Origin of the sequence: Burkholderia arboris (genome assembly GCF_038723655.1) — a bacterium.
In the GTDB taxonomy this organism is placed as follows: domain Bacteria; phylum Pseudomonadota; class Gammaproteobacteria; order Burkholderiales; family Burkholderiaceae; genus Burkholderia; species Burkholderia arboris.
Genome location: NZ_CP109822.1, coordinates 2164042 through 2187666, shown reverse-complemented (window position 1 = coordinate 2187666; position 23625 = coordinate 2164042). Strand labels below are relative to the sequence as shown.

The window sequence follows — 23625 nt, the reverse complement described above, 5'->3', positions numbered from 1 at the left end:
TTATGTCTTATATAAGACTTGTCCGAAAGCGCACCGGACAGGATTAATATTGAGTCCATGCAGTTCGCTTCGTCACACGAAGCGGGCACGCTGAACCCTTTACTCAAATGCGCTTCGTTCCCAGGAGATTGACATGTCCCAGTACCAAGACGACATCAAGGCAGTGGCTGGCTTGAAGGAAAACCACGGCACCGCGTGGAATGCCATCAGCCCCGAGTACGCCGCTCGCATGCGTGCCCAGAACAAGTTCAAGACGGGCCTGGACATCGCGAAGTACACCGCGAAGATCATGCGCGCCGACATGGCCGCGTACGATGCCGACCCGGCCAAGTACACGCAGTCGCTGGGTTGCTGGCACGGCTTCATCGGCCAGCAGAAGATGATCTCCATCAAGAAGCACTTCAACAGCACCGAACGCCGTTACCTGTACCTGTCGGGCTGGATGGTCGCCGCGCTGCGCTCGGAGTTCGGCCCGCTGCCGGACCAGTCGATGCACGAAAAGACTTCGGTCAGCGCGCTGATCCGCGAGCTGTACACGTTCCTGCGCCAGGCCGACGCCCGTGAGCTGGGCGGCCTGTTCCGCGAGCTGGATGCGGCGAAGGACGCGACGGCCAAGGCTGCGATCCAGGAAAAGATCGACAACCACGTGACGCACGTCGTGCCGATCATCGCCGACATCGACGCCGGCTTCGGCAACGCGGAAGCAACCTACCTGCTGGCCAAGCAGTTCATCGAAGCGGGCGCCTGCTGCATCCAGATCGAAAACCAGGTGTCGGACGAGAAGCAGTGCGGCCATCAGGACGGCAAGGTCACGGTGCCCCATGAAGACTTCCTCGCGAAGATCCGCGCGATCCGCTACGCGTTCCTGGAGCTGGGCGTGGACGACGGCATCATCGTCGCCCGTACCGACTCGCTGGGCGCCGGCCTGACCAAGCAGATCGCCGTGACGGCCACGCCGGGCGACCTGGGCGACCAGTACAACGCGTTCCTCGATTGCGAAGAGCTGTCGGCCGACCAACTGGGTAACGGTGACGTCGTCATCAAGCGCGACGGCAAGCTGCTGCGTCCGAAGCGCCTGCCGAGCAACCTGTTCCAGTTCCGCGCCGGCACGGGCGAAGCGCGTTGCGTGCTCGACTGCATCACGTCGCTGCAGAACGGCGCCGACCTGCTGTGGATCGAAACCGAAAAACCGCATATCGCGCAGATCGGCGGCATGGTCAGCGAGATCCGCAAGGTGATCCCGAACGCGAAGCTGGTGTACAACAACAGCCCGTCGTTCAACTGGACGCTGAACTTCCGTCAGCAGGCGTACGACGCGCTGAAGGCAGAAGGCAAGGACGTGTCGGCCTACGACCGTGCGCAGCTGATGAGCGTGGAATACGACCAGACGGAACTGGCGGCACTGGCCGACGAGAAGATCCGTACGTTCCAGGCCGATGCATCGCGTGAAGCAGGCATCTTCCACCACCTGATCACGCTGCCGACGTACCACACGGCTGCACTGTCGACCGACAACCTGGCCAAGGAATACTTCGGCGACCAGGGCATGCTGGGCTACGTGGCAGGCGTGCAGCGCAAGGAAATCCGCCAGGGCATCGCCTGCGTGAAGCATCAGAACATGTCCGGTTCGGACATCGGCGACGACCACAAGGAATACTTCAGCGGCGACGCGGCGCTCAAGGCGGCGGGCAAGGACAACACGATGAACCAGTTCTGATCGTCGTCAGAACCGAAGCACAACGCCAGCCCCCCGGGGCTGGCGTTTTTTTATCCGCTCGATCCTGGCGCGTTATCCGCGCACGGCCTTCACGACGTACTGGCTCGTCGGCACCACGTCGATCTTGTCGAAATCGATGAAGCGCCCGCAGCTGTCCATCATTTCAGCCACGTTGCGCTGGAATTTCTCCTCATCGCCGACCGCATCGAAGAACGCGTGCGGATCGGTCATCGCGGCAGCCGGGAAGCATTCCTCGACGATCGCGTCGTAGCCGGGCGCCGCATGCGTGAGCGCACGCACGACGACGTTCTGCACGTACAGGAAATTGTCCTGCGTATCGATCGCGACGCGCGTGTGATGGCCGTGCCACACGTCGAGCCACGCTTCGTGCGTGAGACGCGGCGGCCGCTTCAGGAACGCGAGCTGCGAGAAGCCGGTCGTGCGTTCGCCGGGCCGCGCGGGGAAGCGCGTGTTCGGAATCGGCTGCGACTCGGTGACGAGATACGCGGCCATGTGCGGGACCGCCGCGCGCACCGCCTCGTCGAACGGCTGTCGGAACCTCGCGTTCGCGCTGTCCATCCACACCGCGACGATCCCGTCGATGCCCGGGTGCGTGTTGGTCTGCTTCAGGCCGGCGGCCGGCGCGACATCTTCATCGACGACGTTCACCTGCACGCCGTGCGCACCGAGCGACAGCAGTGTGTCGGCGAGCTGCGCGCGCACCGTGCGGTTCCACCGATCGGGCGCGGCCTGCGTATCGCGCCACAACACGTAAATGACTTTCTCCATTGCTCCGGCTCCAGAGGGAATGACGGGATCGGCGGCGTTGCCGCCGAGGTTCAGGAAGCGGTTGCCGTCGATCCGGCCGCCTGATGCGCGCCCGGCGCGAACCGGTTCGCGGTCAGCGTGAACGACGGCGGGATCGGCGACGTGACGGTTTCGAACAGCCGCTCGTGACGCGTCGCGTGAATGCGCCACACGCCGTCGCGTTTCACGTACTGGTCGTCGTAGAACGCGGTGCCGTGCAACAGGTAGTTGTCCTCGAGATTGATCGCGTGATCCTCGAGAAACCACACGCCGCACGCGTGATCGGCTGACACCAGCGTGAGTTCCGGGTGATGGCCGTGATGCATCGTCAGGAAAGTCGGCTTGCCGATCAGCTCGCGCAGGCTCGACACGAACGCGTCGCGGCCGTCGTACGCATAACGGCCGCCATACAGCCGCGCCTCGCAGTCCTCGGTCAGGCACTCCGCGAGCAGCGCCCAGTCGTGCGTGTCGACCGCGCGGAAATACCGGTACTTCAATTGTCGGATCTGCTCGTACTCGTGGAGCGTGCGGGTCGTGTCGTCCATCGCCGTGTCTCGTGGTGGTGTTGTTCGATGGTAGGAACGAAGCCGCCCGCATCACATCGTCTGTTCGGACGAAAGCGGAATGCACATGAACCGCCGGCTTAATCCGAACGGGTGATGGCCGATGCATCGCGCGGCGGTAACGTGGCATCGACGCGGCCTTCGAACCGCGCCAGCACCGAACAAGGAGACGGGATGACCCTCATCGAATCGCTGGAAACGCGCGTGCGCCGGCTCGAAGACGCCGACGCGATCCGCCGGCTGAAGGCGCGCTATTTCACGTGCTGCGACCGCAAGGATCCGCAAGGGATGCGCGATTGCTTCGTGGCCGGCCCCGTGCAGATCGACTACGGGCGGATCGGCACGTTCGACACGCGCGACGCGCTCGTCGACATGTTCGAGCAGCTCGGTTGCCATCCGCACATCGTCGAGATGCATCACGGCGTGAATCCCGACATCGCCGTGCTCGACGACACGCATGCGCGCGGCACGTGGGGCCTGCACTACCAGATGATCGACACGCACGCGCGCACGCTCACGCAGCTCGGCGCGTACTACGACGACGCGTACCGGAAGGTCGACGGCGAATGGAAGATCGCGGCCACGCGCTGCGTCGTCACGTCGACGCTGTCGGTCCGTTACGAGGGCGATGCACCCGGCGTGCTGTTCGCCGGCGCGCAGCCGCCGGCCGCCTGACGCGCACGATTGCCACGGTCGTGGCGGACATTCCACAGGAGACATCGAACATGACACAGAACCACGAGGCGCCGGTCGCCGTCGTGACGGGCGCATCGCGCGGCGCGGGCAAGGGCATCGCGCGCGCGCTCGGCGCGGCCGGCATGACCGTCTACGTGACGGGCCGTTCGCAGAACGAAGGCGATGCGCCGCTGCCCGGCACGATCCACGAAACCGCGCGCGAGATCGACGCGCTCGGCGGCCGAGGGATCGCGGTGGCCTGCGACCACGCGGACGACGCCCAGGTGAAGGCGCTGTTCGAACGCGTCGAGCGCGACTGCGGGCGGCTCGACATCCTCGTCAACAACGCGACTTACCTGCACGACCAGCTGATCCTGCCGGGCCCGTTCTGGGAGAAGTCGCTCGACCTCGTGAACATCCTCGATGTCGGGCTGCGCTCGGCGTATGTCGCGAGCTGGCATGCGGCACCGCTGATGGCGAAGCGCCGCAGCGGGCTGATCGCGTTCACGTCGTCGTTCGGCGCGAGCTGCTACATGCACGGCGCGGCGTACGGCGCGCAGAAATCCGGCGTCGACAAGTTCGCGAAGGACATGGCCGTCGACCTGAAGCCGTTCGACGTCGCGGCCGTGTCGATCTGGATGGGCCCGCTGCGCACCGAGCGCACGACGCGCGTGTGGGAAGAACACCCCGATCTGTACCAGGAGTTCTCGCTCGTCGCCGAAAGCCCGGAGTTCACGGGGCGCGTGATTCACGCGATTCACGGCGATCCGCAGCGCATGGCGCTGTCGGGGCAAGTGCTCGTCGGTGCGGAAGCCGCGCTGCAGTACGGCATTGCCGATCTCGACGGCAAGCAGCCGCCGTCGTATCGCGAACTGCTCGGCGGGCCCGTGCAGGCGCATCCGGCGATCGTCGCTTAAGGAGCGCGCATGGGCATCCTGAAGGGCAAGGTCGCGCTCGTGACGGGCGCAGGGCAGGGCGTCGGCCAGGGCGTCGCGCATGCGCTCGCGGCCGAAGGCGCGCACGTCGCGGTGGTCGGCCGCACGCGCGACAAGCTGCTTGCCACTTGCGAGGCGATCCACGCGCGCGGCGGCGTGGCGGAGCCTTTCGTGTGCGACGTGATGGACGCCGCGCAGATCGCACGGTGCGTCGATGCCGTCGCCGAACGGCTCGGCGGCGTGCAGATCCTGGTCAACAACGCGCAGGTCGTGCCGCTCGGCCGCCTGCTCGACGTGACCGACGCGGATTTCATGGCGGGGCTCGAATCGGGGCCGATCGCGACGCTGCGGATGATGCGCGCGTGCCATCCGCATCTGAAGGGCGACGGCGTAATCGTCAACTTCGCGTCGTCGGCCGCGGTGCGCTGGGATGCGTCGGGGTACGGCGCATACGCGGCAACCAAGGAAGCGATTCGTGCGTTGACGCGTGCGGCCGCATGCGAATGGGGCGTGGACGGCATCCGCGTGAACGCGGTCGCGCCGCATGCGCTGTCGCCGGGCCTGAAAGGCTGGGTCGAGGCGAATCCGCAGGAAGCCGCGGCATTCTTCCGCACGATTCCGCTGGGTCGCGTCGGCGACTGCGAGCAGGACATCGGGCGCGCGATCGTGTTTCTCGCGAGTCGCGATGCCGCCTACCTGACGGGCGCGACGTTGCCGCTCGATGGCGGGCAGGCCTACTGGGGCTGATGGCGCACAGCCGGTACCAACCAATCATGAATTCGGCAACTGCGCGCTTGCATGCGCAAGGCGGCCGGCAAACCGGAATCGAATGGAGAACGACATGGGTCGACTGGCAGGAAAGGTGGCGATCGTCACGGGTGGCGCGCGCGGCATGGGTGCGGCGACGTGCAGGCTGTTCGTCGAAGAGGGCGCGCGCGTCGTGATCGGCGACGTGCTCGACGCGGAAGGCGAAGCGCTCGCGCGCGAACTCGGCGACGCGGCGCGCTTCATGCGGCTCGACGTGGCCGACGAAGCGAGCTGGGTGCGCGTGACGGAGGCGACCGTCGAGCAGTTCGGCCGCATCGACGTGCTCGTCAACAACGCGGCCGTGCTGACGTTCGGCGGCATCACCGAGCTGTCGAAACGCGATTTCGAACGCGCGGTGTCGATCAATCTCGTCGGCACGTTCGTCGGCATCCGCACGATTGCGCCGCGCATGATTGCGCAGAAGAGCGGGTCGATCGTCAATATCTCGTCGGTGGACGGGCTGCGCGGCGTGAATGCGCTGGCGGCGTACGTGTCGAGCAAATGGGGCGTGCGCGGGCTGACCAAGGTCGCGGCGCTCGAACTGGGCCATCAGGGCGTGCGCGTGAATTCGATCCATCCGGGCGGCGTGAACACCGCGATGTCGAATCCGACCGGCGCGCCACTCGAGGAAATCAACAAGCACTACGCGAACGTGCCGCAGCAGCGCGTCGGATTGCCCGAAGAAATCGCGCGCGCGACGCTGTTCCTCGCGAGCGACGAGGCGTCGTATTGCAACGGCGCGGAACTGGCCGTCGACGGCGGGATGGCGGCGGGCGCGTATTACCCCGGATTGCCCGGCGCACCGTTTTGAGCGGGGGCGTGCATCGGGCAATCAATCCGGATGTTTGTGTACGCAACCTAATTCAGGGTTTGCCTGAGTAGCGAAAACGTGAATTCGCCCGGCGCGCATTCGCGTTTGCGTCACGCGGGGACGGCACAGCGAAATTGCCGTGCCCGCGAAACCCACGGCCGGCGGACGTTCCGGCCGTTTCGTCCCCAAAGCGCGCGCAACGGCGCCGTCGAAAAAGACCGGCTCGCAACGGGCGTGCCGGCCCGCGGTCACAGTTGTTTCTTGTTGCAACGCAACGTCCGTCCAATAACGGCGATGGTATGCTGGCCGGAATGGAGTTGTATGGCAGGTTGCTTGCATGGCGAAACTCGCGTTCGCACCCTCTAACGAGACTTCACCTTCTCTCGCACGCATCGCGGCATCGACGCGCGCTCCGCTCGCGCGTCCCGTCCTGCGCGCTGTCTCCTCCTGCGCTCCAATCGCATACCCCATCTCGCGGGCTCGCCCCGCACCCCCCATCCCCGCCCAATAATCTGGAGACATTCCCATGTCGCAAAACACTATGGCCGAAGCAACACACGGCCCGCTGATCGCTCCGCCGGCTTTCGTCAAACATCGCAAGCTGATCGACTGGGTGTCGCGCATCGCGGCACTGACGGAGCCCGAGCGCGTCGTGTGGTGTGACGGTTCGCAGGAAGAAAACGACGCGCTGTGCCAGGCGATGGTCGACCAGGGCACGCTCACGCGCCTGAACCCGGCGAAGCGCCCGAACTCGTATCTCGCGCAATCCGATCCGTCGGACGTTGCGCGCGTCGAGGATCGCACGTTCATCTGCGCCGCTTCGCGCGACGACGTCGGCCCGACCAACAACTGGATCGAGCCGGCCGAAATGCGCGAGACGCTCAACGGGCTGTTCCGCGGCTCGATGCGTGGCCGCACGCTGTACGTCGTGCCGTTCTCGATGGGCCCGCTCGGCTCGCCGATCGCGCACGTCGGCGTCGAACTGTCCGACAGCCCGTACGTGGCGGTGAACATGCGGATCATGACGCGCATGGGCCGCGACGTATACGACGTGCTCGGCGAGGACGGCGAATTCGTGCCGTGCGTGCACAGCGTCGGTCATCCGCTCGAAGCCGGCCAGCAGGACGTGCCGTGGCCGTGCAATCCGGTCAAGTACATCGTGCATTTCCCCGAAACGCGCGAGATCTGGAGCTTCGGCTCGGGCTACGGCGGCAACGCGCTGCTCGGCAAGAAGTGCTTCGCACTGCGCATCGCGTCGACGATGGGCCGCGACCAGGGCTGGCTCGCGGAACACATGCTGATCCTCGGCGTGACGTCGCCGGCCGGCAAGAAGTATCACGTCGCGGCCGCGTTCCCGTCCGCCTGCGGCAAGACCAACTTCGCGATGCTGATCCCGCCGCAGGGTTTCAACGGCTGGAAGGTCACGACGATCGGCGACGACATCGCGTGGCTGAAACCCGGTCGCGACGGCCGCCTGTATGCGATCAATCCGGAAGCCGGTTTCTTCGGCGTGGCGCCGGGCACCGGTGTGAAGACGAACCCGAACGCGATCTCGACGCTGACCGGCAACGTGATCTTCACGAACGTCGCGCTGACGGAAGACGGCGACGTGTGGTGGGAAGGGCTGACCGACGCGCCGCCCGCGAAGCTGACCGACTGGCAAGGCAACCCGTGGACGCCGGAAATCGGCAAGGAAACGGGCCGCAAGGCCGCGCATCCGAACTCGCGCTTCACCGCACCGGCCGCGCAGTGCCCGTCGATCGACGGCGACTGGGAGAATCCGGCCGGCGTGCCGATCGACGCGTTCATCTTCGGTGGCCGCCGCTCGACGACGGTGCCGCTCGTGACCGAGGCGCGCGACTGGATCGAAGGCGTGTACATGGCCGCGACGATGGGCTCGGAAACGACGGCCGCCGCGGTCGGCCAGCAGGGTATCGTGCGTCGCGATCCGTTCGCGATGCTGCCGTTCTGCGGCTACAACGTCAGCGATTATTTCGCGCACTGGCTCAAACTCGGCAAGCAGCTCGAAGCCACGGGGGCGACGTTGCCGAAGATCTACTGCGTGAACTGGTTCCGCAAGGACGCGAACGGCAAGTTCGTGTGGCCGGGCTTCGGCGAGAACATGCGCGTGCTGAAGTGGATGCTCGATCGTCTCGAAGGCACCGGCGGCGGCGGCGAGCATGCGTTCGGCGTGTCGCCTGCGTATGAAGACCTGCATTGGGATGGCCTCGATTTCACGCGCGACCAGTTCGACGCGGTGACGTCGATGAACGCCGACGAATGGCGCGAGGAGCTGAAGCTGCATGCAGCGCTGTTCGATACGCTGAAGCTGCGTTTGCCGGCTGAAATGACCGATACGATGATGAAGATCGAGCAGCGCCTCGGCGCGTAACGATCCGCGTCGGCGTATCGACGCAGCGCTCCTGACGTCCCGCCGCCGGCATGCATTGCCGGCGGCGGGACGTTTTTGCATCCGCGTTGCTTACTGCGCGCCGCAATGCGCGACGACTTCGTCGACTGCCCGCTGCACGTCGCCGCGCCGGTAGCGCAACAGCGCGAGGTCCGCCGCATCGGGCTCGTACGACACGACGTTGCCGCGCCCCGTGTAGATCGCGATATCGGGCAGCAGCGGATGCTCCTGGTCGAGCGACGGGACGTCTTGCGGGTTGCCGGCCGCGCGGAAGAACGCGGCGAAGTAGTCGGCGAAGCTCAGGTTCTCGTCGCCGACGAGGTAGGCCTTGCCCGCTTCGCCGCGCTGCAGCGCGCCCCAGATCGCTTCCGACAGCGATTGCGTCGAGATGAAGTTGCTGCCGCCGGCCGGGCCGTACACCGGCAGCCCGGCGAATTGCCCCTGCGCATAGCCCGTGTACGCGGCGAACATCTCGTTGCGCAGCCCCGGCACCGACCCGACGACGAACGGCGCATTCACGCTGCATACCGCGAACGACGGCGTCGCGAGCGCGCGCACGCGTTCGTCGGCGAGATGGCGCGAGCGCACGTACGGCACCGTGTCGACGAGCGCCGGTGCGACCTGCGGATAGAAGCTGCCGACCAGCACCGCGCGTTTCACGCCCGCGTCGCGGGCGAGCGCGAAGAAACGCGGCACGGCGTCGACATTCGCGCGTTCCCAGTGCGCGGCTTCGTCCGTGCCGGGCGGCAGGTGCCGGATGTCGTTGCCGGCCGCGAACACGACCGCGTCGAATGGCGCGAGATCGTCGCGCGTGAAGTTGCCGGCCACGTAGTCGCGCTGCAGCACGTCGAACTGCGCGAGCGCGCTGCCGGCCGCAGGCGGCTTGCGTGCGGCGAGCGTGACGTGATTGCCCTGCGCTTGCAGGTGCAGCGCGGCATGGCCGCCGATGAGGCCGGTGCCGCCGACGATCAGGATCTTCATGGTGTCTCCGGTGGCGGCGCAGACGCGCCGCGTAAATTGAACGGATGAAGTGGCGCGCGTGCGTTGCGCCGTTCAGAAATTGAAGCCGTTGCCCGTGACGACGGGCATGTTGGTCCAGAAGCCGTTGGGGTCGCGATACCAGCCGGCTGCGGCGAGGGCGCCGCCGTCGACGTGCAGTGTCGTGCCGGTGACCCAGGCGGCGAGCGGGCTCGCGAGGTACAGCGCGGCGCCCGCGATATCGCCGGCCGCGCCGAAACGTCCGAGCGGAATCCAGCGCGGGATGTGGCTGTGGTGTTCGGCCGCGACCATCGCGGTGACGGGCACCTGCGGCGTCTCGGTGGTTTCCGGCGCGATCTGGTTCACGCGGATGCCGGCCGGCCCGAGTTCGAGTGCGAGGCTTTTCGTGAAGCCGGTCAACGCGGCCTTGAACGATGCGTACACGGCGCAGTTCGGAATCGCGCGGAAGCCTTCGATCGACGACACGCCGACGATGCTGCTGCCCGCGCCGCGCTGGCGCAGCAACGGCAGCATCGCGCGCGTGACCGTGAACACCTGGCGCAGGTTCACGTCGAACAGCCGCTCGATGTCGTCGTCGGTGCAATCCTCGAATGGTTTCGCGATCTGCAGGAAATCGCCGACGTTGTTGACGAGCACGTCGAGGCCGCCGAAGCGTGCGTCGATCGTCCGCGCGAATGCATCGACCTCGTCGCGGCGCGTGACGTCCACGGTGCCGACGAGCGCATCGACGCCGGCCGCTTCGAGGGCGGCCCGCACGTCCTGCGCGCGCGCCGCGTCGATTTCGGCCACGGCCACGCGCGCGCCGGCCGCGCCGAACGCTTCCGCACAGGCGCGGCCGATGCCCGCGCCGCCGCCGGTGACCAGCACGGTCTTGCCGGTGAATGAAATCATCTGGGGACTCCTTCGAACGGGAAAGTGCCGGGGCGCGTCACAGCGACGACACCAGTTGCGCGTTGTCGATCCGCAGTTCCGCACCGTTGACGAAACGCGATTCGTCGGACGCAAGGAACAGCACGAGATTCGCGACGTCCTGCGGGTCGCACATGCGCGCCATCGGATCGCTGCCGATGCCGAGCGCGACCGGGTCAAGGTCGGGCATCAGCGCCTGCGTCATCGGCGTCCAGATCCCGTCCGGATGGATCGAGTTGCAGCGGATCCGGTAGCCGCTGCGCTTGCAGTGCACGGCGACGCTGCGCGCGAGCGCCGTCACCGCGCCTTTCGACCCGGTGTACGCGCACATCATCGGCAGCCCGCCGAGTGCGGCAACCGACGACATCATCACGATCGAGCCCGGCGTGTCGTTGCCCTTCATCGCGCCGATCGCGTACTTGCAGCCGAGGAAGTAGCCGTCGGCATTGGTGCGCATCACGCGCCGCCACGTGTCGAGGCTGGTGTCCTCGATCGAGCCGACCGGGCAGATCGCCGCGTTGTTGACGAGCACGTCGAGGCGGCCGAAGCGGTCGAGCGTCGATGCGATCGCGTGCTGCCAGCCGTCTTCGTCGGCAATGTCGTGACGTACGAACAGCGCTGCGTCGCCGATCTCGCGGGCGAGCGCACGGCCCGCGTCTTCGTCGATGTCGGTCAAGACGACGCGCGCGCCTTCGGCGGCGAGCAACAGTGCATCCGCGCGGCCGACGCCGCTTGCCGCGCCGGTGATCAGCGCGACCTTGTTTGCGACTCGATTCATGGTCGGTCGGTGTCCTTTGTGGGGGTGGGTGAGGGAAGGCGGGCGCTCATGCGGCGCCCGGTGCGCGGCCGGCCTTGATCGCATCGAGCGCGGCCGTGCCGTAGATCTGCGCGATCGTGTCGTCGACGCGCGGGTTGGTACGCAGTTCGTGGCCACCGTCGACCGCGAAGCTCTGGCCGGTCACCCAGCCCGACTCGGGGCCCGCGAGATAGCGCACCGCATGCGCGATCGCTTCGGGTTCGCCGAGCGTGCCCAGCGGAATCTGTTCGAGAAAGCTGTCGACGAGCGCCGGGTTGTCGAACATCGGCGCCGTGGCTTCGGAACGCGTGAGGCCCGGGCGTACCGCGTTCACGCGGATCTTCGCGCCGGCCAGTTCCTCGGCCGCGCCGCGCACCAGCGCTTCGAGCGCGGCCTTCGCGGTGCAGTACGCGGACAGCCAGCGGAAATTGATCTGCGCGGCTGTCGACGAGATGCAGACGATCGCGCCGCCGCCGCTGTCGGCGAGCCGCGGCGCGGCATGACGGATCGCGGCGAACGCGCTGTGCAGGTTCAGGTCGATTTCCGCGCGGAAGCTGTCGGTATCGTGCAGCAGCAGCGGCCGGAAGCCGGCGCCGCCGACGGTCGGCACGACGATGTCGAGGCGGTTGTCGAGCGCCCAGGCGCAGTCGAGCGCGGCTTGCAGGTCGCCTTCGTCGCACGCGTCGCCCGCATGGATCGCGACGCGGCTGCCGGGTGTCGCATCGGTCAGTTGCCGTTGTGCGCGTTCGAGCGCATCGCGGCGGCGACCCATCAGCACGACGGCCGCGCCGTCGGCGACGAGCGCCTGTGCACAGGCCGCGCCGATGCCGCCCGCGCCGCCCGTGACGAGCGCGGTGCGGCCGGCGAGAGGAGCAGAGGTGCGCATCGTTCAGCCCTCCAGCGGCAGGTCCTGGGACCAGTCGACGTGCAGCGTGCGCGCGGCGAAGCGCCACGAGCCGCCGTCGAACACGCAGCGGTCGCGATAGCGCAGCCCCCAGTCGAGCTTGCGCTTCACGCCGTCGCGCACGTACACGTGGCACGCGATGCCGTAGGTCTCGACATCGGCCTCGCCGCCGTCGAGCGTGACGAGCTGGTTGTGCACGTGATGCTGGGTTGCGTCGTAGCGCTCGATCACGCGCATGCCCGCGACGATCGCATCGCGGTCGTCGAAGCGGAAACCGGGGCCGGCCAGCGTGGCATCGGCGGTGAAGAGGGAAGTGAGGCGTGGCCAGTCGCGCCGGTCGACGGCTTGCGCGTAACGGCACGCCAGGTCGTACAGCGCGTGGCGGGGATTCGAATCGGTCATGCAGTGCTCCCGTGGAAAAACGGAAAGAGTCAGCCGCGCCGCGAGTGCGGACGCGACGGCATTGCGACGTCGATGCGCAGGTTCGCATCGGACCGGTCGCGACTCATCATCCATACGGAGCAGGGCGAGGGTCGGGGAAAACACCGGGGTCGACCGCCGCGCATCGTGCGATCGCGTGTTGATGGTGCGATGCGGCGAACCAGATCACGCATGCGTCTGACGATGGGTCCGCCCGGTCGAGAAAGGCGTCCGGCGTGCCGTGTTTCCTTCCTGCGCGAAATTCCGCTGACCGTCGTGGTGCAGCGCGGCATGCGATGCCGCATCCGCTCAGCGTTTGCCCCTAGTCGAAATGGACGATGGCTTGCGGCCGGGCGCTGGCTACCGTGCAGTCATCCGGCGCAGCAAGCGATGCGCGCCGGACTCGAACCGCACCAGCGGCCAACCGGAGAGGACGACGATCATGAGACTGACGACTCGCAAGCTGTGCGTACTGGCGATGGGCACGTTCGCTGCCATCGCGATGGCGCGATACGGCGCCGACGAAGTCCCGTCGCCGCCGTATGCGGCCGGCATCCTGCAATGCCGTTCGGTCGATCCGAACGGCCTGCCGACCGGGTGTGTGCCGATCGATCCGTCGCACTTCGGTTTCGCCGCGTTGCGCGGCATGTGACGCCGGCGCGGCCACGCGCCGCGCAGGAATGGCGCCGTCGCGGCGTGACGGTGCGCCGAGGCCGCGACGCAATCGTCGCGTGTCCTACCGGATCGCGCGGCCGGTTCGGCTTCACGCCGTTCGACGGCCGTTCGCTTTCCACCGCGCAAGACGCCGCACGCGGCTGCGCTCGCATCGCAGCGTGTTCGTATCGACCGCGCTGCTCCGCGTCACGCCGTGTGCCGGCGGGCTCGTGCCGCGACTGCCGCTTTCCGCAGATTCCCTTCACGCTGACGCCTTCCTCATGTCATCTGACTATTCCCTGAACCACCCCCTGAACCTGCGCGACGTGCCTCGCTGGGATGCCGAACACGATGTCGTGATCGTCGGCTTCGGCGCGGCCGGCGCGTGCGCGGCGATCGAGGCCGCGAGCGCCGGCGCCGACACGCTGATCGTCGAGCGCGCGTCGAGCTATGGCGGCACGAGCGCGCTGTCGGGCGGCGAGATCTACCTCGGCGGCAGCGGCGGCACGCCCGCACAGCGGCAGGCCGGCTTCACCGACGACACTGAGGATCTGTACCGCTACCTGATGCTCGCGGGCGGCCGCGACGCCGACGAGGCGAAGGTGCTCGTCTATGCGAACGAGAGCCTTGCGCACCACGACTGGCTCGTCGCGCAGGGCCTGACCTACAAGAACACGTTCATCGCCGAGCGGATCGTCGAACCGGAAACCGACGACTGCCTGATCTGGTCGGGCAGCGAGGAAGCCTGGCCGTTCAGCGAAGCCGCGAAGCCGTGCCCGCGCGGCCACACGCCGCAATGGCCGGGCTGGGGCGGCGGGCAGATGCTGATGCGCGTGCTGGCCGGGCGCGTCGCGGCGCTCGGCGTGGCCACGCGCTACGACACGCGCGCGATCGCGCTGATCGTCGACGACGGCGGCACGGTATGCGGCGCCGTGCTGCGCGCGTACGGCGAGACCGCGTTCGTGCGGGCGCGCCGTGCGGTGATCCTGTGCGCGGGCGGCTTCGCGATGAACCGCGACATGGTGCGCCGGCACGCGCCGCAGTTCCTGCGCTCGGACGAGCCGATCGGCAGCCCGGGCGACGACGGCTCGGGCATCCTGCTCGGCCAGAGCGCGGGCGGTGCGGCGATCCACATGGACCAGGGCTTCGTCAGCCTGCCGTTCTATGCGCCCGAAGCGCTGATCAAGGGGATCTTCGTGAACGCGCGCGGGCAGCGTTTCATCAACGAGGACGGCTATCACGGCCGCACGGGCCATCACGCGTTCCATCAGGCCGACGACCGCATCTACCTGCTCGTCGATCAGGCGACCTACGAGGCGCCGCCCGCGATCGCGCGAATCGGCATCGCGGCGGCCGGGGAAACGTGGGAGGAAGTCGAGCGCGACCTGCAGATGCCGGCCGGCACGCTGACGGCGACCGTCGACGTCTACAACCGCCATGCGGCCGAAGGCGCCGATCCGCTGTTCCACAAGGCGAAGAAATGGCTGCAGCCGCTGATCGAGCCGCCGTTCGTCGCGCTCGATTGCCGGATCGACTACGCGTTCTATCCGCACTTCACGCTCGGCGGGCTCGATACGCTGCCGACCGGGCAGGTGCTCGATGCGGCGCGCGCGCCGGTGCCGGGCCTCTACGCGGCCGGCCGGACGACGTGCGGGCTGCCGCGCTGGGGCGCCGGGTACAGCTCGGGGCTGTCGCTGGCCGACTCGACGTTCTTCGGCCGGCAGGCCGGCCGTCACGCGGCGCAGGCCGTGCGGGACGCATTGCGCAGCGCCGCGTAGCGGTGCCGTAAACGAAAGACGCCCCGGGCAATCGATCGCATTGCCCGGGGCGTCGTCGGTTCAAGCGGTCACGCAATCACCGATCGCGCGACCAACCGGCCGTCACCCGAGGTCGAGCGCGTTCGTGAGATCGCCCGGCGGGGTCGCACCGCGCGCGGCGAACGCCTGGTTGCGCACGACCACGCCGTCGAGCGGCGCGAGTCCGTGCACGCGGCTGATGAAGCGCAGGATCGAGTTCGTGTCGTACAGCGTGTGATCGACGAAACCCTTCTTCGCGAACGGCGAGATCACGATCGCCGGAATCCGCGAGCCGGGGCCCCAGCGGTCGCCGACCGGCGGCGCGACGTGATCCCACCAGCCGCCGTTCTCGTCGTGCGTCATCACGATCACGGTGTTTTCCCATTGCGGCCCGCGCCGGATATGGTCGATCACCGTCGCGATGTGACGGTCGCCCGATTCGATGTCCGCGTAGCCGGCATGCATGTTCAGGTTGCCCTGCGGCTTGTAGAACGTGACGGCCGGCAGGCGGCCCGCGTCGATGTCGGCGATGAAATGGTTGGTCGACGGCGCGTCGCCGAGCCCCGCGTCGCGCAGGTGCTGGCGGCGGGCCTCGGTGCCCGGCGCGTATTTCACGAAGTAGTTGAACGGCTGGTGGTGGTACTGGAAATCCGGCACGGTGCCCGTGTCGCGATGTTCGAGCGCGTACTGCCACGCGCCGCTGTACCACGCCCAGTCGACGTTCTTTTCCGACAGGCGGTCGCCGATCGTCGCATAGCCCTGCGGCGGCATCACGCGATGGTCGGCCGGGTCCGCATACGCCGCGTTGCCCGGATCGGGCGGCGGCACGTAGCTCGGCTGGTACGGCGGCGCCATCGTGTTCACGCCGTAGCCGTCCGGCGTCAGCGGGCCGTCGCCCGCGAACTTCGGCGGGCCTTCGAGTGCGGACGCAGGCGAATCGTCGGCGAGTTTCAGACGCGTGCCGGCCGGATCGTTGCCTTCGACCTTCGACAGCAGCTTCGCCGCATGCGGATGCTTGTGCGCGTCCGGATACAGCGGCGGCTGCGCGGAGATCAGGAACATGTGGTTCATCCACGATCCGCCGAAGGCCGCCATGAAGAAGTTGTCGCACAGCGTGTATTGCCGCGCGAGATTCCACAGCCGCAGCGAATCGGCCGAATTGCGGTAATGGCCCATCACGAGGCCGCCCGAATCGGCCCACGCGGCGAACTGGTTGTTGCGGCCGGCCGCGATCTGCATCTGGTTCTGATAGAAGCGGTGCCACAGGTCGCGCGTGATCACGCTGTTCGGCAGCGGCTTGCCTTGGGCGTCCGCGATCCGGAACGGCGCGTTCGGCAGCTTGTCGATGTCGCGCTCGGCGATCGCATAGCGCTTGCCGTCCACTTCCTGCGCCTGCGGCACGAGCCCGCCCCAGATCTTCGGCAGCACGGGCAGCGGCGTCTTGCCGTCGCGATCGAGTTGCTGCGCGTGTTCGGGCCGCACTTCGCTGAGCGGATACTGCACGCCGGGGAAATCGCCGTACAGGTTCGAGAAGCTGCGGTTTTCCGCATAGATCACGACGATGTGGCGTACGCGCTGGCGCAACGCCTCGTCGATGCGCAGGTCGGCGGCCGAACGCGGCGCGCTGCCGGCGGTGGTTTCGCAGCCGCTGAGCGCGACACCGGCGCCGAGCGCGGCGAGGCCGCCGAGTACGCGGCGGCGGTCGGGATCGGCGGGAAGGTCGTCGGGGCGATCGGGGGTGTCGGTCACGTCGTGGGCTCCTCGAATGGGCGGGTGGGCGGTATCGTTCGATGTGCGGCGGCGTTGCTCAGGCTGCCGCGATGCGTGACGGAATGCAATGCCGGGCGCGGCGCGGAAAGGCCGGCGATCGAATTGTCATAAAAATGTCACGAACGCGACTATAACGCGCCGAGTGCCGCGAATGAAAGCCGTTTGTCGGACGAATCGACTCGCGCGGCGGGCAATGCGCGACGCCTTTGCGCGAGCTAGACTGGATTCAGGGGCGGCGCGTCGCGGCGTGCCGCCCGGGCGAGGATCGCCCGGCGGCGCCGGCCGACGGTGTCGTCGCGGCGTCGTCGATGCGACGAAACAAGGCGACACAGCGAGGCGACGATGGCGCGGATGGATGCCGTTTTCGCAGGGCCGCCGATGCCGCGTGCCGGTTGCGCGCGCGTGCCCGCGTGAGCGCACGCCGCGCAGCACACGAGGCCGGCCCGATGCCATGGACAGGAAATTCGACTACCCGGGATTGCTGATCGCGGCGGGCTTCTTCGTGCTGTTCGCCGCGCAGTTGCTGATGCTGCACCCGTCGTCGGCATCGATCGCGTACAGCGATTTCCACACGCTCGTCGCCGCGCGGCTCGTCGACGATCTCGAGGTCGGCCCCGCGTCGATCTCGGGCACGCTGAAGATGCCGCAGGCCGGCACGATGCTGCCGGCATCCGAGGCCGCAGCCGTGCAGCAGGCCGGCGCGCCGTGGCGCTTCACGACCAACCGCGTGACCGACGAGCACCTGACTGACACGCTGACCGCCGCCGGCATCCGTTATCACGGCACGCCCGACACGGGCTGGATCGCCGCGCTCGCGTCGTGGCTGCTGCCGCTCGTGCTGTTCGTGTTCGTGTGGAACATGATGCTGCGCCGGCGCGGCGGGCTGCAGGACTTCACCGGGATGGGCAAGAGCCGCGCGCGCGTGTACGTGCAGCAGGAAACCGGCATCACGTTCGACGACATCGCGGGCATCGACGAAGCGAAAGCCGAACTGCAGCAGCTCGTCGCGTTCCTGCGCAATCCCGACCGTTACCAGCGCCTCGGCGGCAAGATCCCGAAGGGCGTGCTCGTCGTCGGCGCACCGGGCACCGGCAAGACGCTGCTCGCGCGTGCGGTGGCCGGCGAAGCGGCCGTGCCGTTCTTCTCGATCAGCGGCTCGGCGTTCGTCGAGATGTTCGTCGGCGTGGGGGCGGCGCGCGTGCGCGACCTGTTCGAGCAGGCGCAGCAGAAGGCGCCGTGCATCGTGTTCGTCGACGAGCTCGATGCGCTCGGCAAGGTGCGCGGCGTCGGCCCGATGTCGGGCAACGACGAACGCGAGCAGACGCTCAACCAGCTGCTCGTCGAGATGGACGGCTTCCAGGCCGGCTCCGGCGTGATCATCATGGCCGCGACGAACCGGCCGGAGATTCTCGATCCCGCGTTGCTGCGGCCGGGCCGCTTCGATCGCCACATCGCGATCGACCGGCCCGACGTGAACGGCCGCCGGCAGATTCTCGGCGTGCACGTGAAGCGCGTGAAGCTCGCAGCCGACGTGGACCTTGGCGAGCTCGCGTCGCGTACGCCGGGCTTCGTCGGCGCCGATCTGGCGAACGTCGTCAACGAGGCCGCGCTGCATGCTGCCGAACTCGGCAAGCCGGCGATCGGCATGGCCGATTTCGACGAGGCGATCGACCGCGCGCTGACGGGCCTCGAGCGCAAGAGCCGCGTGATGAACGCGCAGGAGAAGCTGACCATCGCGTATCACGAAGCCGGTCACGCGCTCGTCGCGGAAAGCCGCGCGCATTGCGACCCGGTGAAGAAGGTGTCGATCATTCCGCGCGGCGTCGCCGCGCTCGGCTATACGCAGCAGGTGCCGACCGAGGATCGCTACGTGCTGCGCCGGAGCGAACTGCTCGACCGGATCGATGCGCTGCTCGGCGGGCGCGTGGCCGAAGAGCTGGTGTTCGGCGATGTATCGACCGGCGCGCAGAACGATCTCGAACGCGCGACCGCGATGGCGCGTCACATGGTCATGCAGTACGGGATGAGCGAGAAGATCGGACTCGCGACGTTCGACGACGGCGATGCGCGCCAGGGCATGCCGGGCGCCTGGCATGCGGGCGACGGCCGCTGCAGCGAGCACACGGCACGGATGATCGACGACGAAGTGCGCACGCTGCTGACCGATGCGCATGCGCGGGTGGCCGCGACGCTCGGCGAGCGCCGCGATGCACTCGAACGCATCGCGCAACGGCTGCTGCAATGCGAGGTGCTCGAACGCGACGCGCTTCAGGCGCTGATCGACGGGCGCGTCGACGCGTCGTCGGCCCCGTCGGCGCCCCCCGACGAAGCGGGCGCACGCGGCGGCGCCATCGAAACGGAGCAGGCTTCTGCGGTCGAGCGCGATTTCGTCGCGTACGGCCGGCCGCGCGACCCCGATCGCTGAACGCGCTGCGCCGACCTGCGAGCGGCGCGCGTCGACCTGTCGATGCGCCGCGCTTTCTTTCCCTCTTTCCAGTCACGGAGTCGCCATGAGCGACGCGCACGTATCGGTGGATGTCGCGCAGCAGGCGCGTTTCCGCTTCGAAGTCAGGTTTGCCGGCACGACGCTGGCGCCGGTGCTCACCGACGAACCGCCGCCGCTCGGCGAAGGATGCGGGCCGAACCCGATCCGGTTGCTGGCCGCGGCTGTTGCGAGCTGTCTGTCGGCGAGCCTGCTGTTCGCATTCGACAAGCAGCACGTCGATCCACAGCCGATTGCCGCGCATATCGACGTCGACATGGTGCAGAACGAAGCAGGGCGGGTGCGCGTGGGGGCGATGGCCGTGCGGCTGTCGATCGGCAAGACGTGGGCCGATCTCGCGGCGGCGACGCGCGTGCTCGACCGGTTCGATGCGTATTGCGTGGTGACCGAGAGCATGCGCGCGGGCATCCCGATTTCGGTCGACGTGTGCGACATGAACGGCGCGACGCTCGAATTCGCGGCGACGGATGCGTGAGCGCGCGTCGGCGCGTCAGGATTCGGTCGCGGCCGCGACTTCGGCTGCTTCGATGAGCGCGTCGAGAAAACGCGTGCGCCACCAGTGCACGTCGGTCTTGCGCACGATCGCCATCAGCGCCGAGTGACGCTGGCGGCGTTCCTCGAGCGGCATCGTGAGCGCGCGCTGGATCGCCTGCGCGGTGCCTTGCGTGTCGTACGGATTGACGAGCAGCGCCGGCTTCAATTGCTCGGCCGCACCGGCGAAACGCGACAGCACGAGTACGCCCGGATCGGCCGCGTCCTGCGCGGCGAGGAATTCCTTCGCGACGAGGTTCATCCCGTCGCGCAGCGGCGTGACGAGCGCGACGCGGCTCGCGCGATACAGGCCCGGCAGGCGCTTGCGCGCGACGGTGCGGTGAATGTAGCGCATCGGCATCCATTCGAGCTCGCCGTAGTCGCCGTTGATCGCGCCGCACAGGCTGTCCATCTCGCGCCGCAGGTCGTCGTACGCGCCGAGATCCTCGCGGCTCGGTGCAGCGATCTGGATCAGCGTCGCGCGGTCGCGGTTCTCCGGATACTGTTCGAGCAACTGGCGGAACGCATGCACGCGCTGCGGCAACCCTTTCGTGTAATCGAGCCGGTCGACGCCGACGAGCAATTGGCGGCGCGAATATTCGTCGCGCATCCGGTCGAACATGTCGATGCCGTCACGATCGCGCGCGAGCGATTCGAATTCGTCGACGTTGATGCCGATCGGGAATGCACCGGCCGACAGCGTGCGGCCGAACGCGTGCAGCCGGCCATCCTGCAACCGCGCCGCGCCCGCTTCCGCTTCGACGTAATGCTCGAAGTGGAGCAGATCCGATTCGGTCTGGAAGCCGACGAGGTCGTACGCGAACAGCGAACGCATCAGCCATTCGTGTTCCGGGATCGCGGCCATGATCGGCGGCGGCGGCATCGGAATGTGCAGGAAGAAGCCGATCGGATTCGTGCAGCCCATCGCGCGCAGTTCGGCGGCGAGCGGAATCAGCTGGTAATCGTGAACCCAGATGGTGTCGTCGGGCCGCAGCAGCGTGCGCAGCTTGCGCGCGAACAACTGGTTCACACGCCGGTAGCCGTCGGCGAAGCGCCGGTCGAACTGTGCGAGATCGAGCCGGTAGTGAAACACCGGCCACAGCACGTTGTTCGAATAGCCGAGGTAGTACGCGTCGTAATCCTGCGGATCGAGGTCGATCGTCGCGAGCTGGATGCCGCCGACGTTCTGGATCTGCACGTCGTCGCCATGCGTAGGCTGATCGTCGCCGCCGCGTAGCTTGCCGCTCCAGCCGAACCATACGCCGCCGGTTTCCTGCAGGCTGTCCTTCACGGCAACGGCGAGGCCGCCGGCCGCGGCTTTACGGGGGTCTGCGATGCGATTGGATACGACGACGAGTCGGCTCACTAGCTCTCCTGACGATTGTTGGGGGAAAGATTCGTGCGGCCGAGGCGCGAGAAGCAGACGCCGCCATCGACGCGCGGGGCGCGATGCGATGGGGCCGCAATGCGAACGGACGGGAGTCAGGGCACGCGATTCGCCGTCCGAACGGGGGGTGCTTTTTTAAGCATACTCGTCATTCGTTCGTTTTAAAAGTCTGTATCGACGAACGTCGCGAGTGCGAATGCAGCGCGATTTCCATGACGCCGGTGTGGCAACGCACGAAATGCGGGCAGGATCGAAACTTGCGCGTCGCTGCGAACGCAGCGTGCGCGATGCAAGGCTGCGTGCGGACGCATGACGTGCGATCGTCCGCGACGACGTGCATGTGCGCACGACGGAATGGGGATCGGCGGCAATGAAAGCCGATGCCGGGCGCGCCGATGCCGATGCGCGATCTACCTGAAAGTGGGCCGCGAACGCGCGACGCGGACCGGCGCTGCGCGTCGCTGTGCGTGCGTGATCCTTCGCGCACCGGATGGCGACGATGCGCTGCCGCACCGCGTCTCGCGCGTGGCCGCGCATCGTGCGGTGCACGTACGCACGATGCAGGCGGATGAGCGGAACAGCGTGCGCATCGTCGTCTCTTTCGCGTTTCGTTACGCGGTGGCCGGTTGCCAGTGCCGCATGTCGGCTCCCTGCGGATGCGTGCCCGACGCCGCCGCGTGTGCCCCGGACGGCATCCGGAACGCGGCGACCGTTTCGGACAGTTCGCGGCCCTGCGCCTCGAGCGACTTCGATGCGGCTGCAGCCTGCTCGACGAGCGCCGCGTTCTGTTGCGTCGTCTCGTCCATCTGCGTGATCGTCAGGTTCACCTGGTCGATGCCGCGGCTCTGTTCGGCCGACGCAGCGGCGATCTCGCCCATGATGTCCGTCACGCGCGCGACGGCCTGCGTGACGTCGGACATCGTCTTGCCGGCTTCACCCGCGAGCGCCGAGCCGTCCTGGATCGTCTGCACCGACACGGAGATCAGCTCCTTGATTTCCTTCGCCGCCGTCGACGAACGCTGCGCGAGACTGCGCACCTCGCTCGCGACGACCGCGAAGCCGCGGCCCTGTTCGCCCGCGCGCGCCGCTTCGACGGCGGCGTTCAGCGCGAGGATGTTGGTCTGGAACGCGATGCCTTCGATGATGCCCGTGATGTCGGCGATCTTCGACGAGCTGAGGCCGATCTCCGTCATCGTATCCACCACGCGGCCGACCACCGAGCTGCCGCGCTGCGCGACGTCCGACGCATTCGCGGCGAGCGTGCTCGCCTGTTGCGCGTTTTCCGCATTCAGCCGCACCGTCGACGTGAACTGCTCCATCGTCGCCGCGGTTTCCTGCAGCGACGCGGCCTGTTCCTCGGTGCGCTGGCTCAGATCGAGGTTGCCCGACGCGATTTCGCTCACCGCATGCGCGATGCTGTTCGACGAATCGCGCACGCGGCCGACGATGCCGATCAGCCGCTCGTTCATCGTCCGCAGCGCTTCGAGCAGGTCGCGCGTCTCGTCGTTGCCGCTCACCTGGATACGGCTGCCGAGATCGCCGTTCGCGACCGTGCGCGCGACATCCACCGCCGAGCCGATCGGCACCGTGATCTTGCGCGTCAGCCACAGGCCGCCGGCGGCCGCAACCGCGACCGCGATCAGGCAGATGCCGGCCAGCAGGTTGCGCTCCATCACGTAGCGGTCCGCGAATTGCTGCGCGATCGCGAGTTCGCGTTCATGCGTATAGGTTGCGTATGCGTCGGTCGCGCGCACCAGCTGCGCGAGCAGCGGGCGGCAATTGTCGTCGATGTCGGCGGTTGCCTCGTCCTTCTTGCCGGCCTGCGCGAGCCCGACGATGCGCAGCGCGACCGGCCCGTAGCTGCCTTCGATCCGCACGATGTCGCCCACCAGTTCGCGTGCGCGATCGGAGGTGTCGGTCGCGTTCGCCATCATGTCCTTGAGCTTCGCGAGATGTTCCTGCACATCCTTGTGCGCCTGGTTCACTTCGGCGAGTTCGACCTCGACGTCGGACGGTTTGGTCACCAGCACGAGGTTGCGCGCGGCGATCGCGCGACGGTCGACTGCGGTGCGGATTTGCGCGGACAGGTTCGCCCGCGCGCTGATGCCGTTCATGTAGCGGGAAAACTCGGCATTCGTATCGGACAGTGCCTTGAGGGCCATGCCCGACACGATCACGACGACCGCGGCGAGCAAGCCGAAGCCGCCAAGGAGTTTTGTTTTGATGCTCAT

The 23625-nt window shown here is 67.6% G+C and carries 20 protein-coding genes; 10 read left to right on the top strand and 10 right to left on the bottom strand.

Annotated features, from left to right (window positions below):
* The first annotated feature begins 133 nt into the window (after positions 1–133).
* The gene (locus OHZ10_RS27080) at positions 134–1717 is read left to right on the top strand and encodes an isocitrate lyase (protein WP_059240483.1); all 1584 of its coding nucleotides are present in this window, start codon (positions 134–136) and stop codon (positions 1715–1717) included.
* A 72-nt stretch (positions 1718–1789) separates the two neighbouring features.
* On the opposite strand, the gene OHZ10_RS27075 is transcribed toward OHZ10_RS27080, so the two are convergent.
* Together OHZ10_RS27075 and OHZ10_RS27070 are read right to left on the bottom strand one after the other, a co-directional pair.
* Positions 1790–2506 (bottom strand): EthD domain-containing protein, encoded by a 717-nt coding sequence (locus OHZ10_RS27075; RefSeq protein WP_059240484.1) that lies wholly within the window; start codon positions 2504–2506, stop codon positions 1790–1792.
* A 50-nt stretch (positions 2507–2556) separates the two neighbouring features.
* Complete coding sequence (locus OHZ10_RS27070) at positions 2557–3069, bottom strand: nuclear transport factor 2 family protein (protein WP_342704915.1); 513 nt, start codon at positions 3067–3069, stop codon at positions 2557–2559.
* Between the two features lie 192 nt (positions 3070–3261).
* Between OHZ10_RS27070 and OHZ10_RS27065 the strand changes: the two genes are divergently transcribed.
* The 5 genes from OHZ10_RS27065 (at position 3262) to OHZ10_RS27045 (ending at position 8707) form a co-directional block, all read left to right on the top strand.
* Complete coding sequence (locus OHZ10_RS27065) at positions 3262–3762, top strand: nuclear transport factor 2 family protein (protein ID WP_342704914.1); 501 nt, start codon at positions 3262–3264, stop codon at positions 3760–3762.
* A gap of 50 nt (positions 3763–3812) precedes the next feature.
* The gene (locus OHZ10_RS27060; RefSeq protein WP_059240486.1) at positions 3813–4679 is read left to right on the top strand and encodes an SDR family NAD(P)-dependent oxidoreductase; all 867 of its coding nucleotides are present in this window, start codon (positions 3813–3815) and stop codon (positions 4677–4679) included.
* 9 nt (positions 4680–4688) lie between these two features.
* Positions 4689–5444: an SDR family oxidoreductase gene (locus tag OHZ10_RS27055; RefSeq protein WP_342704912.1), complete on the top strand. Its 756-nt coding sequence runs from the start codon at positions 4689–4691 to the stop codon at positions 5442–5444.
* Between the two features lie 94 nt (positions 5445–5538).
* Complete coding sequence (locus OHZ10_RS27050) at positions 5539–6315, top strand: glucose 1-dehydrogenase (RefSeq protein ID WP_059240986.1); 777 nt, start codon at positions 5539–5541, stop codon at positions 6313–6315.
* Positions 6316–6841: 526 nt separating this feature from the next.
* The gene (locus tag OHZ10_RS27045; RefSeq protein WP_059240488.1) at positions 6842–8707 is read left to right on the top strand and encodes a phosphoenolpyruvate carboxykinase (GTP); all 1866 of its coding nucleotides are present in this window, start codon (positions 6842–6844) and stop codon (positions 8705–8707) included.
* 90 nt (positions 8708–8797) lie between these two features.
* Here OHZ10_RS27045 and OHZ10_RS27040 read toward each other — a convergent pair whose 3' ends face one another.
* The 5 genes from OHZ10_RS27040 to OHZ10_RS27020 form a co-directional block, all read right to left on the bottom strand.
* On the bottom strand, positions 8798–9706 hold the full coding sequence (locus OHZ10_RS27040; RefSeq protein WP_059240489.1) for an NAD-dependent epimerase/dehydratase family protein: 909 nt from the start codon (positions 9704–9706) through the stop codon (positions 8798–8800).
* Positions 9707–9778: 72 nt separating this feature from the next.
* Positions 9779–10615 carry an SDR family NAD(P)-dependent oxidoreductase gene (locus OHZ10_RS27035; protein ID WP_059240490.1) on the bottom strand — a complete coding sequence of 279 codons (837 nt, stop codon included), beginning with the start codon at positions 10613–10615 and terminating at the stop codon, positions 9779–9781.
* 37 nt (positions 10616–10652) lie between these two features.
* Positions 10653–11411 (bottom strand): SDR family oxidoreductase, encoded by a 759-nt coding sequence (locus OHZ10_RS27030; protein WP_174992123.1) that lies wholly within the window; start codon positions 11409–11411, stop codon positions 10653–10655.
* A 46-nt stretch (positions 11412–11457) separates the two neighbouring features.
* The gene (locus OHZ10_RS27025) at positions 11458–12315 is read right to left on the bottom strand and encodes an SDR family NAD(P)-dependent oxidoreductase (protein WP_174992124.1); all 858 of its coding nucleotides are present in this window, start codon (positions 12313–12315) and stop codon (positions 11458–11460) included.
* Between the two features lie 3 nt (positions 12316–12318).
* Positions 12319–12735, bottom strand: coding sequence for a nuclear transport factor 2 family protein (locus tag OHZ10_RS27020; RefSeq protein ID WP_059240493.1), 417 nt, complete (start codon positions 12733–12735; stop codon positions 12319–12321).
* A 460-nt stretch (positions 12736–13195) separates the two neighbouring features.
* Here OHZ10_RS27020 and OHZ10_RS27015 point away from each other — a divergent pair, with 460 nt between their 5' ends.
* On the top strand, positions 13196–13405 hold the full coding sequence (locus OHZ10_RS27015; RefSeq protein ID WP_059240987.1) for a hypothetical protein: 210 nt from the start codon (positions 13196–13198) through the stop codon (positions 13403–13405).
* Positions 13406–13688: 283 nt separating this feature from the next.
* Positions 13689–15185: an FAD-dependent oxidoreductase gene (locus tag OHZ10_RS27010; RefSeq protein ID WP_342704907.1), complete on the top strand. Its 1497-nt coding sequence runs from the start codon at positions 13689–13691 to the stop codon at positions 15183–15185.
* A 102-nt stretch (positions 15186–15287) separates the two neighbouring features.
* On the opposite strand, the gene OHZ10_RS27005 is transcribed toward OHZ10_RS27010, so the two are convergent.
* Entirely contained in the window at positions 15288–16952 is a 1665-nt protein-coding gene (locus OHZ10_RS27005; protein ID WP_342704906.1) for an acid phosphatase, read from the bottom strand.
* A gap of 472 nt (positions 16953–17424) precedes the next feature.
* Between OHZ10_RS27005 and ftsH the strand changes: the two genes are divergently transcribed.
* Together ftsH and OHZ10_RS26995 are read left to right on the top strand one after the other, a co-directional pair.
* Positions 17425–19398: an ATP-dependent zinc metalloprotease FtsH gene (gene ftsH, locus OHZ10_RS27000; RefSeq protein WP_174992126.1), complete on the top strand. Its 1974-nt coding sequence runs from the start codon at positions 17425–17427 to the stop codon at positions 19396–19398.
* Between the two features lie 85 nt (positions 19399–19483).
* Complete coding sequence (locus OHZ10_RS26995; protein ID WP_059240497.1) at positions 19484–19951, top strand: OsmC family protein; 468 nt, start codon at positions 19484–19486, stop codon at positions 19949–19951.
* Positions 19952–19966: 15 nt separating this feature from the next.
* Here the strand turns inward: OHZ10_RS26995 and otsA are convergent, their stop codons facing one another.
* Positions 19967–21373, bottom strand: coding sequence for an alpha,alpha-trehalose-phosphate synthase (UDP-forming) (gene otsA, locus OHZ10_RS26990; RefSeq protein ID WP_342704904.1), 1407 nt, complete (start codon positions 21371–21373; stop codon positions 19967–19969).
* Positions 21374–22005: 632 nt separating this feature from the next.
* The gene (locus OHZ10_RS26985; RefSeq protein WP_342704903.1) at positions 22006–23625 is read right to left on the bottom strand and encodes a methyl-accepting chemotaxis protein; all 1620 of its coding nucleotides are present in this window, start codon (positions 23623–23625) and stop codon (positions 22006–22008) included.

Bases quoted from the DNA above. Each gene is read 5' to 3' on its own strand.
- OHZ10_RS27060 (WP_059240486.1), top strand. From the start codon at position 3,813: ATGACACAGAACCACGAGGCGCCGGTCGCCGTCGTGACGGGCGCATCG.
- OHZ10_RS27035 (WP_059240490.1), bottom strand. From the start codon at position 10,615: ATGATTTCATTCACCGGCAAGACCGTGCTGGTCACCGGCGGCGGCGCG.
- OHZ10_RS27065 (WP_342704914.1), top strand. From the start codon at position 3,262: ATGACCCTCATCGAATCGCTGGAAACGCGCGTGCGCCGGCTCGAAGAC.
- OHZ10_RS27010 (WP_342704907.1), top strand. From the start codon at position 13,689: ATGTCATCTGACTATTCCCTGAACCACCCCCTGAACCTGCGCGACGTG.
- OHZ10_RS27020 (WP_059240493.1), bottom strand. From the start codon at position 12,735: ATGACCGATTCGAATCCCCGCCACGCGCTGTACGACCTGGCGTGCCGT.
- OHZ10_RS27050 (WP_059240986.1), top strand. From the start codon at position 5,539: ATGGGTCGACTGGCAGGAAAGGTGGCGATCGTCACGGGTGGCGCGCGC.
- OHZ10_RS27025 (WP_174992124.1), bottom strand. From the start codon at position 12,315: ATGCGCACCTCTGCTCCTCTCGCCGGCCGCACCGCGCTCGTCACGGGC.
- OHZ10_RS26995 (WP_059240497.1), top strand. From the start codon at position 19,484: ATGAGCGACGCGCACGTATCGGTGGATGTCGCGCAGCAGGCGCGTTTC.
- OHZ10_RS26985 (WP_342704903.1), bottom strand. From the start codon at position 23,625: ATGAGCATCAAAACAAAACTCCTTGGCGGCTTCGGCTTGCTCGCCGCG.
- OHZ10_RS27070 (WP_342704915.1), bottom strand. From the start codon at position 3,069: ATGGACGACACGACCCGCACGCTCCACGAGTACGAGCAGATCCGACAA.
- OHZ10_RS27015 (WP_059240987.1), top strand. From the start codon at position 13,196: ATGAGACTGACGACTCGCAAGCTGTGCGTACTGGCGATGGGCACGTTC.
- OHZ10_RS27075 (WP_059240484.1), bottom strand. From the start codon at position 2,506: ATGGAGAAAGTCATTTACGTGTTGTGGCGCGATACGCAGGCCGCGCCC.
- ftsH (WP_174992126.1), top strand. From the start codon at position 17,425: ATGGACAGGAAATTCGACTACCCGGGATTGCTGATCGCGGCGGGCTTC.
- OHZ10_RS27055 (WP_342704912.1), top strand. From the start codon at position 4,689: ATGGGCATCCTGAAGGGCAAGGTCGCGCTCGTGACGGGCGCAGGGCAG.
- OHZ10_RS27045 (WP_059240488.1), top strand. From the start codon at position 6,842: ATGTCGCAAAACACTATGGCCGAAGCAACACACGGCCCGCTGATCGCT.
- OHZ10_RS27040 (WP_059240489.1), bottom strand. From the start codon at position 9,706: ATGAAGATCCTGATCGTCGGCGGCACCGGCCTCATCGGCGGCCATGCC.
- OHZ10_RS27080 (WP_059240483.1), top strand. From the start codon at position 134: ATGTCCCAGTACCAAGACGACATCAAGGCAGTGGCTGGCTTGAAGGAA.
- OHZ10_RS27030 (WP_174992123.1), bottom strand. From the start codon at position 11,411: ATGAATCGAGTCGCAAACAAGGTCGCGCTGATCACCGGCGCGGCAAGC.